Annotated in this window: 12 protein-coding genes; all 12 read right to left on the reverse strand. The window is 46.3% G+C overall.

All coding sequences use genetic code 11. The features are described from left to right. Nucleotides 1-160 precede the first annotated feature (160 nt). The gene (gene metG / locus NKT06_RS20865) at nucleotides 161-2221 is read right to left on the reverse strand and encodes a methionine--tRNA ligase (protein WP_301290064.1); all 2061 of its coding nucleotides are present in this window, start codon (nucleotides 2219-2221) and stop codon (nucleotides 161-163) included. A 601-nt stretch (nucleotides 2222-2822) separates the two neighbouring features. Next, complete coding sequence (yidD, locus tag NKT06_RS20870) at nucleotides 2823-3074, reverse strand: membrane protein insertion efficiency factor YidD (RefSeq protein ID WP_091018158.1); 252 nt, start codon at nucleotides 3072-3074, stop codon at nucleotides 2823-2825. 2 nt (nucleotides 3075-3076) lie between these two features. Continuing rightward, nucleotides 3077-3541 carry a Fur family transcriptional regulator gene (locus tag NKT06_RS20875; protein ID WP_017687564.1) on the reverse strand — a complete coding sequence of 155 codons (465 nt, stop codon included), beginning with the start codon at nucleotides 3539-3541 and terminating at the stop codon, nucleotides 3077-3079. A gap of 294 nt (nucleotides 3542-3835) precedes the next feature. After that, nucleotides 3836-6088: a stalk domain-containing protein gene (locus NKT06_RS20880; RefSeq protein WP_253438847.1), complete on the reverse strand. Its 2253-nt coding sequence runs from the start codon at nucleotides 6086-6088 to the stop codon at nucleotides 3836-3838. A gap of 274 nt (nucleotides 6089-6362) precedes the next feature. Continuing rightward, entirely contained in the window at nucleotides 6363-8009 is a 1647-nt protein-coding gene (gene nagZ, locus NKT06_RS20885; protein ID WP_253438849.1) for a beta-N-acetylhexosaminidase, read from the reverse strand. 28 nt (nucleotides 8010-8037) lie between these two features. Further along, nucleotides 8038-9669, reverse strand: a complete 1632-nt coding sequence (locus NKT06_RS20890; protein WP_253438851.1) for a response regulator transcription factor — start codon at nucleotides 9667-9669, stop codon at nucleotides 8038-8040. After that, nucleotides 9666-11501 (reverse strand): cache domain-containing sensor histidine kinase, encoded by a 1836-nt coding sequence (locus NKT06_RS20895; protein ID WP_253438853.1) that lies wholly within the window; start codon nucleotides 11499-11501, stop codon nucleotides 9666-9668. The genes NKT06_RS20890 and NKT06_RS20895 overlap by 4 nt, the downstream gene beginning before the upstream one ends. A 32-nt stretch (nucleotides 11502-11533) precedes the next feature. Next, nucleotides 11534-12364 (reverse strand): carbohydrate ABC transporter permease, encoded by an 831-nt coding sequence (locus NKT06_RS20900; RefSeq protein ID WP_253438855.1) that lies wholly within the window; start codon nucleotides 12362-12364, stop codon nucleotides 11534-11536. Beyond that, the gene (locus NKT06_RS20905; protein WP_253438857.1) at nucleotides 12364-13248 is read right to left on the reverse strand and encodes a carbohydrate ABC transporter permease; all 885 of its coding nucleotides are present in this window, start codon (nucleotides 13246-13248) and stop codon (nucleotides 12364-12366) included. Before NKT06_RS20905 ends, NKT06_RS20900 begins: the two co-directional genes overlap by 1 nt. Before the next feature lie 51 nt (nucleotides 13249-13299). Further along, nucleotides 13300-14667, reverse strand: coding sequence for an ABC transporter substrate-binding protein (locus NKT06_RS20910; RefSeq protein ID WP_253438859.1), 1368 nt, complete (start codon nucleotides 14665-14667; stop codon nucleotides 13300-13302). Between the two features lie 417 nt (nucleotides 14668-15084). Continuing rightward, nucleotides 15085-15837, reverse strand: coding sequence for a pyruvate formate-lyase-activating protein (gene pflA, locus NKT06_RS20915; RefSeq protein ID WP_253438861.1), 753 nt, complete (start codon nucleotides 15835-15837; stop codon nucleotides 15085-15087). Nucleotides 15838-15926: 89 nt separating this feature from the next. Next, on the reverse strand, nucleotides 15927-18185 hold the full coding sequence (gene pflB, locus NKT06_RS20920) for a formate C-acetyltransferase (protein ID WP_253438865.1): 2259 nt from the start codon (nucleotides 18183-18185) through the stop codon (nucleotides 15927-15929). Nucleotides 18186-18364: the final 179 nt, after the last annotated feature.

Here is an 18364-nt window from a genome sequence, read left to right on the forward strand (position 1 = left end):
GTACGAAATTATATCGACAAAAAAAAGGGACCCGAAATACATCGGGCCACCTTGAGTCATAGTTACGACAGTATTTGAATCAATTTCATAACTCATAAAAAAGGATTTTTGTAACTACCCTTGATTGAAGCAGCTAAAGGTATTATGAAATTGATTCTTTTTATTTTACTTGTGCGCCATTAGGCATGTTGTCAGGTACTGTAGCAAGTGTAAGCTGGTCGCCATGGGACGCTGCAAGGATCATACCTTGAGACAGTTCACCACGAAGTTTCACCGGTTTGAGGTTAGTCACACAGATGACTTTGCGTCCAACCATCTCTTCTGGCGAATAGAACTTTGCAATTCCAGAGACGACCTGGCGCTGCTCATAACCCAGATCCAGCTGCAATTTCAGCAACTTATCCGCTTTTTTGACCGGTTCGCAGGAGATGACTTGAGCCACACGCAGTTCAACTTTGGCAAAATCATCAATCCCGATCTCTTCCGTACCTTCTGGTGCTGTTACCGGTTCAACAGCTGCTGAAGCTCCAGCATCTGCTTGACTTGCTTCAGGCTCTGCTGCTTTTTGGCCACCAGTCATTGCTTCGGAGATATAAGCAATTTCCTGTTCGGAATCCAAACGCGGGAAGATTGGATCACCTTTTTGCAATGCGTTTCCAGCTGGAACCAGACCCCATTGCTTGGCTGTATCCCAAGCCGTAAGTTCACCTTCCTGAATGCCAAGCTGTGCCCAGATTTTATGAGGAGCACGAGTCAGGAACGGTTGCAACAGAATCGAAGCAATTCGCAAACTTTCAATCAGGTGAGCCATAACGGATGCCAATTCATCGCGTTTTGCCTCATCACGAGCCAGCGCCCATGGCTGCGTCTCATCAATATATTTATTGGTGCGGCTGACAAACTGGCTGATCGCTGTCAGTGCTACGGAAAACTGCAGGTTTTCCATCGCCTGTTCCACTTTTTCCACCGTAGCATGGCCTGCTTCTTCCAGAGAAGCATCAAATTCCGTTACATTCGAAGCAAACGCAGGAGCTTTGCCTTCAAAATATTTGTCTACCATGGCAACGGTACGGTTCAACAGATTACCCAGATCGTTCGCGAGGTCGGAGTTGACACGCTCTACGAAGCTCTCCGGTGTAAACGTACCATCCGAACCAAACGGTACTTCACGCAGCAGGTAATAACGCAGTGCATCGAGACCGTAACGGTCAATCAGGGTAACTGGATCAACCACATTGCCTTTAGATTTGGACATCTTGCCATCCTTCATCAACAACCAACCATGTGCGAACACTTTCTTCGGCAAAGGCAGATCCAATGCCATCAACATAATTGGCCAGTAGATCGTATGGAAACGAACAATTTCTTTACCTACCAGATGTACATCCGCAGGCCAGAACTTGTTATACAGAGATGCATCGGATGAACCATAGCCCAGAGCTGTAATATAGTTGGACAATGCATCAATCCATACGTAGACGACGTGTTTTGGATCGCCTTTAACTTTGACGCCCCATTCAAATGTAGTACGGGATACAGCCAAATCTTCAAGACCCGGCTTGATGAAGTTGTTGATCATCTCGTTCTTACGAGATTCCGGCTGAATAAAGCCCGGGTTCTCTTCATAATATTTCAACAAACGATCTGCATATTTGCTCATGCGGAAGAAGTAGGATTCTTCTTTGACCAATTCAACGGGGTGTCCGCTATCCGGGCTCTTGGCTGAAATAATCTCGCCCTTCTCATTCTTCTCTACATCCACCAGTTGAGTCTCCGTGTAATACGTCTCATCCGGAATGCTGTACCAGCCTTCATACTCACCTTTGTAGATATCTCCCTGTTTCAGCAAACGGTCAAAGATATCCTGAACGACGGTTTTGTGACGCTCTTCGGTTGTACGAATAAAGTCGTCATTGGAAATGTCCAGCTTGTTCCACAGTTCCTTGATCCCCACAACGATATCGTCGATAAAAGCTTGTGGTGTCTGTCCTTTCTCTTGTGCCTTGCGCTCAATCTTCTGGCCATGTTCATCGGTTCCTGTCAGATAATGAGCATCATAACCGCGTAGACGCTTGTAACGAACCATCGCATCTCCCGCCACCGTTGTATACGCATGCCCAATATGCAATTTGTCACTCGGATAATAAATCGGGGTTGTCAGATAAAATGTTTTTTGGTCAGCCATGAATGACTTCTCCTCCTTCGAATGTTCCTGCTTCATGTGATCCTTTCATCCAAAACAATTAAAAAAGAACACAAAAAACTCCCGCCCCTATGGGACGAGAGTTGCTCTCACGTGTTACCACCCAAATTCCCCATGTTTTTCGCAAAACATAGGCTCTGTCGGTCCTTCGACCGCCCATTAACGCTGGATCACGCCTCAGCCTTACGACAGCAGCTCTGAAATCACTGTCTGCACGCTCGAAAGAGGTTCCTCCGGGACCATGTTCCATCCTCCTCCCAGACCGGTTCTCAGCTCATCCGGCTCTCTGCACTGGGGGTGTGTCTGTACTTATCCCTTCACTGGAAATCATATAGAAGTTGCTCAAAAAGTCTACTTTTGATTACGAATCATGCCTACCGGCATCATCAGCATCGAAGTTGAAATTCAGCCGAAATGTCCGTTGCTCACGTAGGTTTCCTACGCTCCGCTACTCCATTTCTAACTTCATCCCATCTTCTCGGTACTGAAAACCAGACTTTTTGAACTTGCACATATAGGAAAAATATACTGAAATGCGGACCCCTTTGTCAAGTGGACAGCATCCTCAAGTTCAATCCCGGTCTGCTTCCAAGCCATCCGAATACTTCAGGCTATAACGTTACTCGGATACGAGAGTAGACTTCTCCGCCTTTGGTGGCACCAGATCTACACCACCTGGATGAAACGGGTGACATTTGGCAATACGTTTCGCTGTTAACAACGAGCCTTTGAGGGCTCCGTGCACTTCAATCGCCTCCATGGCGTAAGCCGAACAGCTTGGATAGAACCTGCATGTTGGCGGCGTTAATGGAGAGATATAGTTGCGGTACACACGAATGGGTGCCTGAGCGATTCTGCGTGATAACTTCATCGTCAATGCTTCCCGTGAGCGTGTGTATGTCCCGAAGCCGCTTTGGCCGGAGCATGCTCTGCACAGTCCTTGCAATACCCAAACACTTCGAACTTGTGATCTACAACCTGAAATTGTTCAGGCGCATCCGCAAGCTGCATCGGGCAGAAAATAATAGGATATGTCTTCTGACACTTCAGACAGATCATATGATGGTGATGATGATCTTCACTACAGTGTGCTTTGAATTTAACGCCATCTTCGAAGATGACCTGTTCCAGTACACCCAGTTCCTGCATCACCCGCAAATTCCGATATACTGTGTCAAAACTCAGCCCGCTGTAAGTTTTACCCATATATTCATAGACGTCCTTGGGTGTAAGATACCCGGGGGACTCGGCAAATAACCGGGCCAGTGTTTTCCGCTGGTCAGTAATGCGGAGCCCCTGTGAGGACATAGTCGAAATAATCTGTTCTGTCGACAGCATGATCTAAAGCACCTCCTGTCTTACAAGCATTTTGCCTCTTCTGTATACATCTAATAATGCATCAAATTACGATTAGAGTCAACGAAGACACCGGGTTAGGTCATTCCAACAACACATAAAAAGGACTCCATACACATGCATTGCCATTACGTTTAGCTTTGAGCTAATGACATTACATATTGATGGAGTCCCTTCCTGACGGTTCAGATGATCAATCGTTCGGGCGACTTTTGGGGTGAACGGGTATATATGATATAAGCTTTCACTCCAAACCGTCCGTGCATGTTCATGATATTACTTTTCAGCCGGAAGCGGCGTGAACAGCAGGTTAACAGGCAAGTTACTTCCTGGTGCCGCTGAGAAGAGAATGGTTACACTCTCGCCGTATGAACCTGTGCGATACATTACGCTTTGCTCATTAGGTGCAGTTACAGATTTACCTGTGGAAATCTGAACAACTTGTCCATTCACGAGTGCCACACCTGAGTATCTACCTCCACGAGGGTTGAATGAAATCAACGTGCGCGGAGCAACATTATTCAATGTAATTTTGTACAATACACCGAAGTTACCTGCGTTGGAAGCTTCTGTGTAAGCCATAGGGTCCGTTCCCACAAGGTTCGGATCACTTGCGTTGTCTCCAAGTGGAAGACGCGCAGGCTTCGATCCTATTTCCTGATCATACGTAATGATCCGTGTTGCATTCGGGTACGTTCCGCGGTTGTGAACACCATCACGATCCAGAACCGGCAGGCTCGACAACACTTCCATCGGGTCCTTGTTTTCTTCGATCATGATAATGTTGTAATCCAGTTCATAGTCACTGAATACATCCGAATACAAGGAGATGACTTGTCCCTGTTTCATCGGGAGAACGCTCAGATCATTGAGAATCAGCTTGCTCTCTCCTGGTTGGATGTACACTTTCTTTTGTCCGGTACCATTCTGCATGGACTGGAACCAACGGTCAATGGACAACTTTCCAGCTACCGTTGCAAAAGGAGACGGTCCTGCAAAGCCCATGTTTTGCTGGTCAATGGACGCCGTGTATGCATTGTTGTTTGTCGCTACAACATACATTTTCACGTTTTTGCCCGTGTTGTTCACATGGTGAATCATGAAACGTGTCTGCCCGAAGGAAGATTCCTTGTACACAATGCCTTCCGTATTCACGGTTTCCGGGCTGTTACTGCGGATCAACAGACTTGGTTCATCATAATAAGTGAAAGGAACTTTCTCCAATGCCGGTACTCCACCACCGTCGAAGGTGAACTTCTCACCGACTGGTGTAAACAATTGATTGAAGTCAGTCAAACTGTATAGCGTTTCTCCCGTAACATTGATCATCTTGGTGTAGCTATCGCTAGCACCATGTTTATCGGTAACTGTAATCGTTACGGTCTTTGGTCCTGGAACAAAGAATGCAAGTGCATTGTTATCCCATTCTGTTTTTACAATGGCATTCTCATCATCTGTGCTTTGATCAATATAAGTGATTTTCTCACCCATTTTGTATTCTTCTTTATCTGTCGTAAACATCGCGACAGGTGGCAGATTCGGTCTTTCAACCTTAATCGTAACCGAATATGGATCACTCCATTGACCACTTGAATCTTGGACCGCATAGGTTACTGTGTATACACCTGGTTGGTCGAATGAATCCTGACGACCTGTCCAACGCTCATCTACAATGCTGAGTCCCTTGGGAGAGCTGGATCTGGTTGTGTAGGTTACCTGGTCTCCGGCAAAGACCTCTTTTTGTACCGTGAAGCTCGCTACCGGTTTGGTACTCAGATTCAATACAACCGTTTTGGCAGATTGATTTACTTTATACGTAATGTTCAGAGCCTGTGTTATTGAAGTCAACGGCACCATGAACGTATTTTTTTGTTGATAAGCCGCGCCCTTCATCGTTCTGGACACACCATTAACGGTATAGATTTTGCTGTTTGTTTTGAAACGCAGCTCATCTTCACCACTAATAATGATCGTTTCTTTGGTTGTGTTATCATATTTGACATCATAGCCAACCCGATCAACGAGAGCACGGATGGCTACATAGGATACACCATTTTTAACAGCCATTGGCTGTCCGGCAAGATATGTTTTGCCATCTTGCATCATTTTATTACTGTTCATATAAAGAGTGAGGTCTCCACCCCCGCCTCCAGCAACAGATGAACTCCCTGTAGACGGTTGCTCTACTTCTGCTGGTGCAGGTGTTGGGGTTTCCTCAGCTGTACCTTCTTCGTCCGTCGGTTCCTCTACCGGATCAACTGGAGTAACATCTGTTCCTGTAGGAACATTGGTTTCTGGATTCACTTCTTCAGTTGTTTCATTATTTGATGTTGGCGTGTTTGTTTCGGATTTCACTTCGGATTCCGCGATGGTTTGTTCTTTCTTCACAACCTCCACGGATTTAACTTTGGCTGTATTCACTGGTGTAGTATCGCTCTTAACTGCTGATTGCGCATTGGCAGGAATCACTGCAAACGCCTGAAAAACAGCAAAAGCGGTAAGTATGGACAATTTCTTCTTCAAATTCATTCTTTGTCTTTGGCTCCTTCTGCTCCCATTTTATAAATATCCCCCTCAAAAAGTCATATTATTAGACGCTTGCAACCGGGAAAAGTTGCTAAAAAGTTAAGAGGAGAATTGTAAACTTTTAATAGAAGGAAAATACTATGAAAATAGTTATCTATCCATTATCTTTTTGTCATCAGATCCCAAAATTCCCCATTGACAACTTCCAACAAAAAAATCTCTCTGCGATATGGTCAATCAGCACCATATCGCAGAGAGATGTATAGATTAAATAGGTCTAGCTCAAACGGACAGGCAGACGGCCTGTTGGTTGCAGTCCACCGGTTAACACATGGGACAGTGCCCGGACGACTGCAGGTGTATTCTCATAGGTACACACATAACTTCCCGGCCTCGAAATCTCCAGCAGATCATATGGATTGCGCAGAGCAATGACAATCAGCGAATGATTCTCACTCAGCTTTTCAACCAAATACTGTTGCCCTTTCGGAAGATGACCTGCAGATGTGTACGTACACACGATAACTTGTTCACTTTCCAACACTTCACCCAATATCCGATCCGCTTCATCATAGGTGGGCTGAGTTGTAATGTTGTGTTCACGAACTCTGCCTCGCAGTTGCGATAACGCTATACCAAGCGATTCTGTATGGGACCATGGTTCATCCACCTCTGTCCGCTGCACAACCTCAGGCCAGATGACATGCACGTCCTTCTCTGGGTCCAACGGCAGTAGTCCATCATTATGAACGATGGTAATGCTGCTTGAAGCAATCTTGAACAGCGTCGATTCGTTTAATTCACTGGGATCACTGGGTTCAGTGGATTCATTGTAATTAACAGGTTCAACATCGATTGCTTCGATCGTTTCACTCGCTTTGGGCGAATCAAGACCAGTGTCCGGGTACCCGCAGCGCGCTGCCTTCCATGTAATAATACGTTCCAGTGCCTTGTTAATAATATCTTCCGTAATTCGCCCTGTTCGAACGGCTTGAACAATGGCTTCCACAGCAGCGACCTGATCTTGCAGGGTATGACTCACTAGAATTAGATCTGCTCCTGCCTCTACAGCACGAATGGCAGCTTCAGCTACCCCATACGGCTTGGATATTGCATGCATTTCTAAACAGTCTGTAATAATAATGCCCTTAAAGCCCATCTCTTCGCGTAACAGACCGGTTAAAACTTTACGCGACAACGTTGCCGGAATGGGCTCGGGCTCAATTGAAGGGAACATCACATGAGCTGTCATAATAGCATCGACCCCAGCCTCAATCGCCCGGCGAAACGGTAGCAGCTCCATCTGTTCCAGCCTGTTTCGATCATGAGGTACCGTAACCATACCAAGATGAGAATCCACGGCGGTATCTCCATGTCCCGGAAAATGTTTGGCGGTAGCAGCAATGCCCTGTGACTGGTATCCCGTGATGGCTGCTACGCCATGAGCGGCCACACTTTCAGCATGTTCACCATACGAACGCACACCGATTACCGGATTAAGCGGGTTGTTATTCACGTCAACCACGGGTGCAAGGTTCATATCGATACCGATGCTTTTTAACTCACGCCCCAGAATTTGGGCACACTCCAGGGTATATTCCGGATTCCCTGTCGCGCCAAGTGCCATATTACCCGGCACTTGAGTCATTCCCTCTTTGTCAATCCGTGCAACCATGCCACCTTCTTGGTCCACCGAAATCATGAGTGGTATTGCCCCCGCTTCAGCAGCCATATCTTGCAGTTCGGCGGACAGCCTTGTCAATTGATCTACACTATGCACATTGCGCCGGAAATAAATGACGCCCCCAATATGATAGTTACGGATTAAGTGAGTAATCTGTTCATCTGCGTGCTGACCGTGAAATCCACACATCAACAATTGGCCTACCTTTTGCTCCAACGTCAGCTCATTCAAGGGTCTCATTCGACCTCTCCTCCCGTTTACCTTGCCACTACGAACCCAGTCGTTTGCTCTGCCTGTACTCCGAAGGTTTCATGTGGAAGTGTTTATGAAACACCTTGGAGAAGTAACGGCGCTCCTTGAAACCTGTTGCTTCCCCAATCGCTGTAATGCTCCATTCGGTTGTACTCAACAACAAAGCAGCACTTTCCATCCGTTTCTGCGTCATGTATTCCACAAAAGTAACACCCATTTGGGTTTTAAATAGTTGGCAGAAGTATCCTGGGCTAATTCCGAGCCAATCGGAGACTTCATCTATTCCCAAGTCCTGTTGCAGCCGTGCATCCATATACTCACATGCAGATAGGATCAGTTCCGATACGGAGGGACGTGGCTGCGTTTGTTTGCCCTGACAGGCATGGGTAACGACTTCTGCAAGTTCAAGGAGTTCCCTCATGGATACAGCACCTTGCAATGCATTCCAATAATTCACTTCGTGCTCTTCAGCGATGGCCTGTACTTCGCGCAGCTCCCGAAGCATGTGTACAAGCATAAACCGAAGATTGGTTTCATCTATTCTGTTGAAGGATTGTCCTGAATTCCCCATCCGCTGTTTAAGCCGACCCAATACATCGCGCAACCCCTGCTTGTTCCCTTGACGAATCCACCGAGTAACCAGCTCCAGATCTTCTCTTGTAATCCATGAGTTAGCCCCTTTGGAGGCCGCGTGATCATACGATAAAGTGGTTTCGGGACAACTCGCACTCAGCACCCTGTCTTCACTCTCCGAATGGGACATCAGTTTTTTTTGACAATGCCGGTATCGCTCCAGAATTTGACTTTCCCGGTTCACGGGCACATCATCCTGAACAACCCTGACCTTCACACTTGAATTCAAGGATACGATCGCATTCAATTCGTAACACAGCTGATGGGCCAGTTCCTCTGAGCGACATTTCCACTCACCCGATGCCTCCAGCAGGATGCACCACTCACCTTTGCGAGTCGAAAGAATCTGACAGTCCCCCGTCATGCTCTCTGCCACTTCCCTAAGTCTGGAACTGACGGTCTCATGCCATCGCTCATGCTGAAGCTCGGACCAGCCGATAGAATGGCGAAAATAACCGACCGCATCCACCAGCAGCAACGTATACGGTGCAGCAGTTGTTATGAATTCAGGAACAGAGGCAGGATAGGCAATTTTCAACGGTGCTTCTCCCCGCAACAGGTCAATCAAATGTTTGTGTCTGATCCAGCTTTCCATCTCTTGGCTGCGATACCGTTGCGATTCGTTCTCCATACGTCTCTTCTGGATCTGCCCGGCAAGCTCACGCAGTTTATGTTCCAGATTCAAATAATCGATGGGCTTACATATGTATTCATGCACGTTATATTGAATAGCGGTCCGAGCATACTCAAACTGCTGATACCCGGTCAGCAAAATAATTTCACACGTTTCACCCTGCTCTCGCAGCAACCGAATGAGTTCCAATCCATCCATGGACGGCATCCGAATATCGCATAAGATAATGTCTGGATGACTTTCTGTCACTTTATCCAGTGCTTCTAGGCCACTTCTCGCTGTACCCGTTACTTCAATGCCCATCTCTTTCCATGGTAAAATGTAATTCAGATTCTCCAGAATCGGCAGCTCATCGTCAACCAGCATTGCAGTCAGATTCATCCGGCTTCCTCCTGCTCATATAATGGAATGATGCATCGAATAACTGTGCCATACCCCGGTGCTGAACATATAAATATGCCATATCCGGCCCCGTATTGAATACGAATTCGATCTGCCACACTTCGTAATCCCAATCCCCGACGTTCCGTTATGGACGATAATGATTCCGCCCCTTTCACCAACATGTCTTCCGGCGGATCTGCTGCCATGTACTCAAATCGTGCGAGCATTTCCTGGGGAATACCGATCCCATTATCCTCAACACATAACACAAGTTGATCCCGTTCTGCATATGCGCTTATCCGCAGTACACCTGAATAGGCGATTCCCTCAAACCCATGTTGAATGCTATTTTCCACCAGAGGCTGGAGCGTCAGCTTGAGCAGGATTGAACTGTATAGATGGGGTGGTATGTCAATCTCATAGGTGAACAAATCACTGAACCTGTACTGTTGAATCTCCAGATAACTCTGCAAATGCCTTATTTCCTCACTCAGCGGAATTTCCTCCTGATCCTGAATGCTGATCCGAAGCATATTGCCCAACCTGGTCACCATCTCGCTTACTTTGCGGCCCTCTCCGCGCAATGCCAATCCATTGATCGATTCCAATGTGTTGAACAGGAAATGAGGTTTGATCTGGGCTTGTAGCACACGTAGTTCCGCTTGGGCCTTTTGCTCCTGCTCTGCCCGAACACGACGGAATAATCCCCCAATACGATCCAATAGCTCATTGAACCCTTGCGCAAGCAGTTGCATTTCGTCAAAGCCTTTTCCTTCGACCCTCGCATTAAAATCACCATCATCAACTCGGCGCATAAATCTTACAAGTACAGCAATGTTGCCCGTAATGCGATTCATGAAAAAAAGATTGAAGATCATCGCTGCGAGCAGGCAGAACAGAATAATGATGACAGACCAACCTGCAAAAGCATTTGTTTCCGCAGATAAGGCTTCCCATGAAGTCACACTGACGAGACTCCAATTATAGTTCTTCAGATGATATTGCGAAATGATGCTCTCCTTGCCGTCAAAGACCATTCTGACGCTGCTAAAGCCGGGACCGTAACTGCCCGATTCAGCACCAAGGTTTTGCATGTTCTCACCGTTATAACGCCCTGCAGGATCATAGACGATCAGCCCTTCTTCGTTAATTAACAGGAATGATGTATCCTGTGCCGAATCACTGATTTGCAGGTGACGGAAGATCCGGTCGATCTCTCCTTTTTTGATCTGAACAACAAGCACGCCAATATTTTGAAAATAACTGAGTTCCTTGACCAGCCTGATCTGAGTGAAGACAGGTTCTACCCCGGTCAATTCGGGATACTCCAGAGGTGCGAGCCATTTGGGCACGCCATTAAGTTGCTGAATTTCGTTGAATAAGGGATGCACTTTAAATTGCTGAAAAGGAAGGGCTTGAAAATTTTCTTTGGTGAAAATGGAGACAATCTGGTTGTTCTCGGAAGAACGTAAATCATATAAAAAGGCATAACTGATGAACGGATAATTATATAGAAGGGAACGGAAATTGCGCTGGCTGGCATTCAGGGATAATTGATTACCGGTGCCCAGATCCTGCTTGGTCGGATCTTTGGCGTTCAATGCCATCTGGAAAACAGATGTCGCTATCCCGTTGTCGGTAACATTATTAATCTGCTGAAATACATTCTCGATATTGTAACTAATAGCCTGAAGCGCATATTCGGCCTGTTGATTGTATTTTTTCTCAATCGTATGTGATGTGACCAGAAACATGCCAATGCCCAGCGCACACATCGGTACAATGATCAGCAGTAGAAATGCCAAGGCCAGCTTCATTCGCAAGTTCATATCCCGTTCTCCCTATTCACTGGTTCATGGTATTAACCTTTGACACCACCTGCAGTTACTCCTTCTATAATTTTCTCCTGAAGTATAGCGTAGATCACAAGTACAGGTACAACACTGTATACAATACCTGCCGACATCTGAGCATAGTTCATCTGATATTGATCCCGAAACTGGACCATGCCCACGGGCAGCGTGCGCAATTTATCGGTGGATAAGAAATAGTTGGCGAGTAAAAATTCGTTCCAGTTGCCGAGGAAATTAACGATAAAAACGGTAACAATAGCCGGAACCGTAAGAGGTATCACTATTTTAGCAAAGATACCCGGGGCCCTCAAGCCGTCCATAACCGCCGCTTCCTCAATTTCACCAGGCAGAGATCGCATAAAAGCCGCCAGTATAATAATGGTAAAGGGGATCGCATTGGCCACATAGGGCACGATCAATGCCAGATGTGTATCCAATATGCCCATTTTGCGAACAAGCAGATAGATCGGCAGCATAAGTGCATTGTTGGGAATAAGCATACCCGCCAGAATCAGGCTGTATAGAAACAGACTCCATTTTCGGTGTCTCATCCGGGTTACGGCAAAAGCAAACATGGCACCGAGCACAATTGTGCACGCCGAAGACAGAATTGAAATGTATAGGCTGTTCCAGAAATACGTGCCAATCTTTGCATTCACCCATGCCTCTACATAATTGTTAAACTCCCATGTTGTCGGCAGACCGAATGGATTCAAGGCGATCTCATTGTTATCCTGCTTAAAGGACGAGAAAATCACAAATAAAAAGGGAAACAAAATCGCGATTAAATACAACATTAACAACACATGAGGTATACTACTTTTTATGTTTTTCGCCATCAATATTCCACCTTCTCGCTCTTTCTCGCCACCAGCAGTTGATACACCGCAGTAAGCACAAGCGTCAGAGCAAAAATCAGTACCGCAATGGTATTGCCATAACCATATTTGAAATTGGTAATCGCATATTTGATCATGTATGTCGCCAGAACCTCGGTGGACCCGGCGGGCCCACCTTTGGTCATAACAATCACGATGTCAGCTGCTTTCATAGCACCTGCAATGGACAACATGATAACGACGGAAATGATCGGGCGAATCAGCGGCAACGTTATCCGCATTGCACGTTGTACCGCCGTTGCGCCATCAATTGCAGCTGCTTCATCCAAATCACGGGGAATCGCCAGTATGGCCGCCAGCACCATGACAATGTAAAATCCTGTCCACTGCCAAGCATTAGTCACCAAAATGGACAACATGGCGAATCGGTTATCTGATAACCAGTAGATTGGATCAATGCCCAGCACATGAAGCATTTTGTTTAATAATCCGATATTGGGCTCATAGATGAATCCCCATAAGATACCGATAACGGCTGTCGACATAATGGATGGTAAAAAAACAGCTGTTTTATACAGACCTTTCAGCCTTTTCACATTGGCGATCAGAAGCGAAAACAGGACGATTAGAGGTACCTGAATCAGTACTGAAAATCCGATGAAAAAGCCGTTATTCCGTGTGGAAATCCAAAATCGTTCATCAGTCAGTGCCTTCACATAGTTGGATAAACCCACAAAACGTGGCTCAGCGGATACCCCATTCCAACTCGTCAGACTGTAATATAAGGAGCTGCCAATAGGATATAGAAAGAACATTACAAATAGAATTAGGGCCGGCATTACAAACAGCGTATAGATTAACGGGCTGCGGAGTGAAGTATTCATGGTCAGCCTCCTTCAGTCACTTCAACGATCGCATTTTCAACTTGAATTGGTTTATTCCACTGAAGCGTTTGCTTCTTCCTGTACCTTTTGCAGCTCTTCTGCCATCTTCTCTGGCGTGGTCTGCCCACCAATCAACTTCTGAATTTGCAGATTGCTGATCTCTGTCGTCACATCAGCCTGAACGAGTGCATCAAATGCCGGGAACGACGTCTTGGACGCATTAAGCACGGCCACAATTTCTTTCATCAGATCATCGGTAATGCTATCGGTTAACACTTTCTCATCCAGCTTCATGGCAGGCAACACACCATCTTCCACAAGGCCGCGAACCTGCATGTCTTCATTGTAGAAATTTTTGATAAAAGCTTTAACGGCTTCCAGCTTCTGCGGATCATCCGCCACGGCTGCCGAGAATCCATATCCATTGTTCACATCCCGCATCAAGGACGTCTGATCACCTGCTCCGTTCTCTACCGGAGGCATATTAAAGAATCCAACCTTGCCAATGAGCGATTCACCGCTCTGGCCTTCCTTGAATACAGATGATTTCCATGTTCCGTCATACATTAATACCGCTTCTCCGCTGGTAAATTGCGTGGTGTATTCGGCATACTCGAAGCCCAGCTCACCTTTTTTGAAATAACCCTTATCAACCCATTCCTTATGTTTGGCAAAACCTTGAACAACACCCGGGTCGGTCCACTTCGCTTCACCTGTTGCAAACTTTGCGGTAATCTCCGGTCCGGCATACCGGGACCATAGATGGTTGGTTAACATGAGTGGTACCCAGCCCGCCTTGGATGCGGAAGCAAGCGGTACTTTGCCATCAGCCTTGATCTCGGCCAGTATATTGTCCAGTTCAGCCATGGTAGTTGGGGCTTTCCATCCTTTTTGTTCAAAGTACTCTTTGTTATAGAAAAAACCTTCGCCCGAACCGCCAATCGGCAGTCCATATACTTTGCCTTCATACGTAAACGGTTCAAGGGATGTAAACTGGTCCTGAATGCCCAGCTCTTGCAGGATCGGAGTCAGATCAAGCAGCATACCTTCCTTGGCATACACTTTGGAATCCGGGCTGCCGAATAGTTCAAATATGTCCGGCGGGTTGCCTGCCGCCATCTCCCCACGAAGCTTCTCCTTGCGATTCACATCGGATTCGACGCCATCCAGCGTAAAGGTCAGATTGGGTATCTCACCCTCCACTTTGTCCACAACATCCTGCAGAATGGCCAATCTTTTCTGTTTGTCAGCCCCCACCTGCGTGTGGCGAAGAAGCATCTCCACCGGTTCCTTACTTGTCTCCTCCACAGGTGTATTGCCTGCGCCCTGCTGTGGCTCGTTACTTGAGCCTGCACATCCCGCCAAAGTCCATGAAGTAATAAGTAATAATGAAAGCAGCAATGTCATTCTTTTTTTCATCGGGTTGACCCTCCTCAAGATATTGAGCATTTGGCTTTACACTCTGATTATAAAAAGCCGGAGCTTACATCGTAAGGATGACAATTCATCAATGGAGGGATAAAATCCTTCACTGGACAAAAAACAGCCCCTGCGAAGTGTATTCGCAAGGGCTGCTTGGTTGGTATATACGTTGAACCTAAGAATATTTACACTTGCCACTTCGATGACAGAACAACCTTCTGATCGCTGTTATCCCCCGATTTTTTTAATCCACTTTTACAAAGGTGAAAATCTGGGGATAGCATATGCTTCCGATGTAGCTTTCTTTTAGAAAGCTTTTAGGCGAACGTTCCGCTTCTTCAGCTTATTTCTGTCCTCTTCGTTCTCGTGTAAATGGTTAGTTCAAATTATATACATCCTGCATATAAAGGTAGATTATTTACCGGAACAAGCCATGCCAGCCGTTTCCTGGCGTCCTTGTTCGATTAGGCGATACGCCCGCTCCACTTCTTCTTCACTTGGTGAAGGAACGCCATCCAGTGGATATACTTTGCCGAGCGCTTCCCATTTGTAGATCCCCATCTGATGGTATGGAAGAATTTCGAACTTCTCGACGCCATTTAACGTTCCAATAAACCGTCCGAGGTTAAGCAGATCCTCTTCCTCGTTATGAATGCCAGGCACATACACGTGGCGTATCCACATTTTCCGACCTTGCTCCGATAACCACTTGGCCGTTTTCAACGTTCTCTCGTTGGATTTGCCTGTCAACTTGATATGTTTCTCGTCATCAATATGCTTGAGATCCAGCAGAACCAGGTCTGTGTGATCCAACAAATCGTGGATCCGTTCCGGTTCGTTAAATCCGTTGCTGTCCAGTGTCGTATGCAATCCCCAGCGCCGTTTCACTTCTTTGAAGATTTCGCCTACAAAGTGGGCCTGTAACGTTGGTTCTCCGCCAGATATCGTGAGTCCGCCTCCGGAGCTGCGGTAATAGGATAGATATGGCTCAATTTCAACCAGTACCTCCTCCAGCGTCATTTCTTTTCCACCATCCAGTGCCCATGTATCAGGGTTGTGGCAATACTGACATTTCAGTAGACATCCTTGCATAAAAAGCACAAAGCGGATGCCTGGGCCGTCAACCGTCCCGAAAGTTTCGAGTGAATGAATATGTCCTTTAACCATGCTGCCTCTTCCTTTCTGTATCCGCATCCGCTGTGCGTTTAATATGAGTTGGAATGCCCTGCTCTAGCGGTCTTCTACTTACATATCACTTACATCGAACCATGGAACGTACGGTTGATGACATCCAACTGTTGTTCACGAGTCAATTTAATGAAGTTAACCGCATATCCAGATACCCGTACAGTCAGTTGCGGATAGTTTTCCGGGTGATCCATCGCATCAATCAGTTGCTGACGATCAAATACGTTAACGTTCAGGTGATGAGCGTTTTGACCGAAGTAACCATCCATCATCGCAGTCAGATTGGATTTACGTGTAGTCTCCTCTTTACCCAATGCTTTTGGCACAATGGAGAAGGTATTGGAAATTCCGTCAAGACTGTGTTCATAAGGCAATTTGGCTACAGAGCCAAGGGATGCCAATGCACCTTTTTTGTCACGACCATGCATTGGGTTTGCACCAGGAGCAAATGGTTCACCTGCTTTACGACCATCCGGTGTTGTCCCTGTTTTCTTACCATATACCACGTTGGATGTGATCGTCAGAACGGATTGTGTTGGTATTGCGTTACGGTATGCTTTGTGTTTGCGAATCATGCCCATGAAGTTCTCTACCAGTTCGACAGCAATGCTGTCTACGCTGTCTTCATTGTTACCGTAACAAGGGAAGTCTCCTTCAATTTCAAAATCAACAGCGATGCCTTGTTCGTTACGGATTGGTTTTACTTTGGCATATTTGATGGCACTCAGTGAATCTGCTGTAACCGAGAGACCAGCGATACCACAAGCCATCGTACGTACAATGTCACGGTCATGCAATGCCATTTCGATACGCTCATAGCTGTATTTATCGTGCATGTAGTGAATGACGTTGAGGGTGTTCATATACAACTTCGCGAGCCACTCCATCATTGGTTTGAAGCGTTTCATAACCTCATTGTAATCCAGCACTTCGCTTGTAATGGCAGGATACTCCGGTCCGACCTGTGCTCCGGATTTCTCGTCACGACCACCGTTGATCGCATAGAGGAGAGCTTTTGCCAAGTTGGCACGAGCACCGAAGAATTGCATTTGTTTCCCGATCTTCATCGCCGATACACAGCAAGCAATACCGTAATCGTCACCATAGATTGGACGCATCAGGTCATCATTTTCATACTGAATTGAACTGGTTTCAATGGATACTTTGCTGCAATAATCTTTGAAAGCTTCTGGAAGTTTCGTGGACCATAGTACAGTCAGGTTCGGCTCTGGTGCAGGTCCCAGGTTGTGCAGGGTATGCAGGAAACGGAAGCTGTTTTTGGTTACACGTGTTTCACCATTTACAGACATACCACCGATGGACTCCGTCACCCATGTTGGATCTCCACTGAACAGTTCGTTGTAATCCGGTGTACGCAGGAATTTGACAATCCGCAGTTTCATTACGAAATGGTCAACCAATTCCTGAGCCTGTTCTTCGGACAGAATGCCTTCTTGCAGATCACGTTCAATGTAGATATCCAGGAAAGAAGATACACGTCCCAGAGACATCGCAGCACCGTTCTGCTCTTTGATGGCAGCGAGATAACCGAAGTACAACCATTGGAATGCTTCTTTCGCTGTAGTCGCTGGCAAGGAAATATCGAACCCGTGCATATCACCCAATTGCTTCAATTCTTGCAATGCACGAATCTGCTCAGACAATTCTTCACGCAGACGAATGACATCTTCATCAATGACATCAACTTCGAGTGCGTTCAATTCGCCTTTTTTGTTACGGATCAGGAAGTCTACCCCGTACAAAGCTACACGACGATAGTCACCGATAATCCGGCCACGGCCGTAAGCATCTGGCAGACCTGTAATAATTCCTGCTTTACGCGCTGCACGCATATCGGAAGTATAAGCATCGAATACACCCTGGTTATGTGTTTTGCGAATGTTTGTAAATATATCAATGACGCCTTGAGGCAATTCGAAGCCATATGCTTCACATGCATCAATCATCATCCGGATTCCGCCTGTTGGTTGAATGGAACGTCTGAATGGAGCATCGGTCTGAACGCCGACAATCTGCTCTTTGGATTGATCCAGATAACCTGGTTGGTGAGAAACAATAGTCGCTGGTGTGTTCACATCAACATCAAGTACACCGCCGTTATCCCGTTCTTTTTTGGTCAGATCAGATACGATCTCCCACAATTCTTTGGTATTCTGGGTTGCATCTGCTAGGAATGCTTCATCACCGTAATACGGAGTCAAGTTGTGTGCCAGAAAATCATTCACATCTACGGATTTGGTCCATGTTCCTTTGGTAAAGTTTCTCCAGCCTGTTTGTTGTTTGACATCTTTTTCAATCACCGACATCTTAATCCCTCCACTAATTTGGATTTCTGGACACATAACATCTTGCTTCGTTCGTAGCATTGTGTGCCCAGAGCCGCGATTAATGTGAATTGTTTCACATAAACCGGAACATGTTCTCTCTACTTGGGAACCGGAACCGCGGAATGAATGTTTTTCTTACATTTTCAGTATACGACTTG

Origin of the sequence: Paenibacillus sp. 1781tsa1 (assembly GCF_024159265.1) — a bacterium.
Taxonomy (GTDB): Bacteria; Bacillota; Bacilli; order Paenibacillales; family Paenibacillaceae; genus Paenibacillus.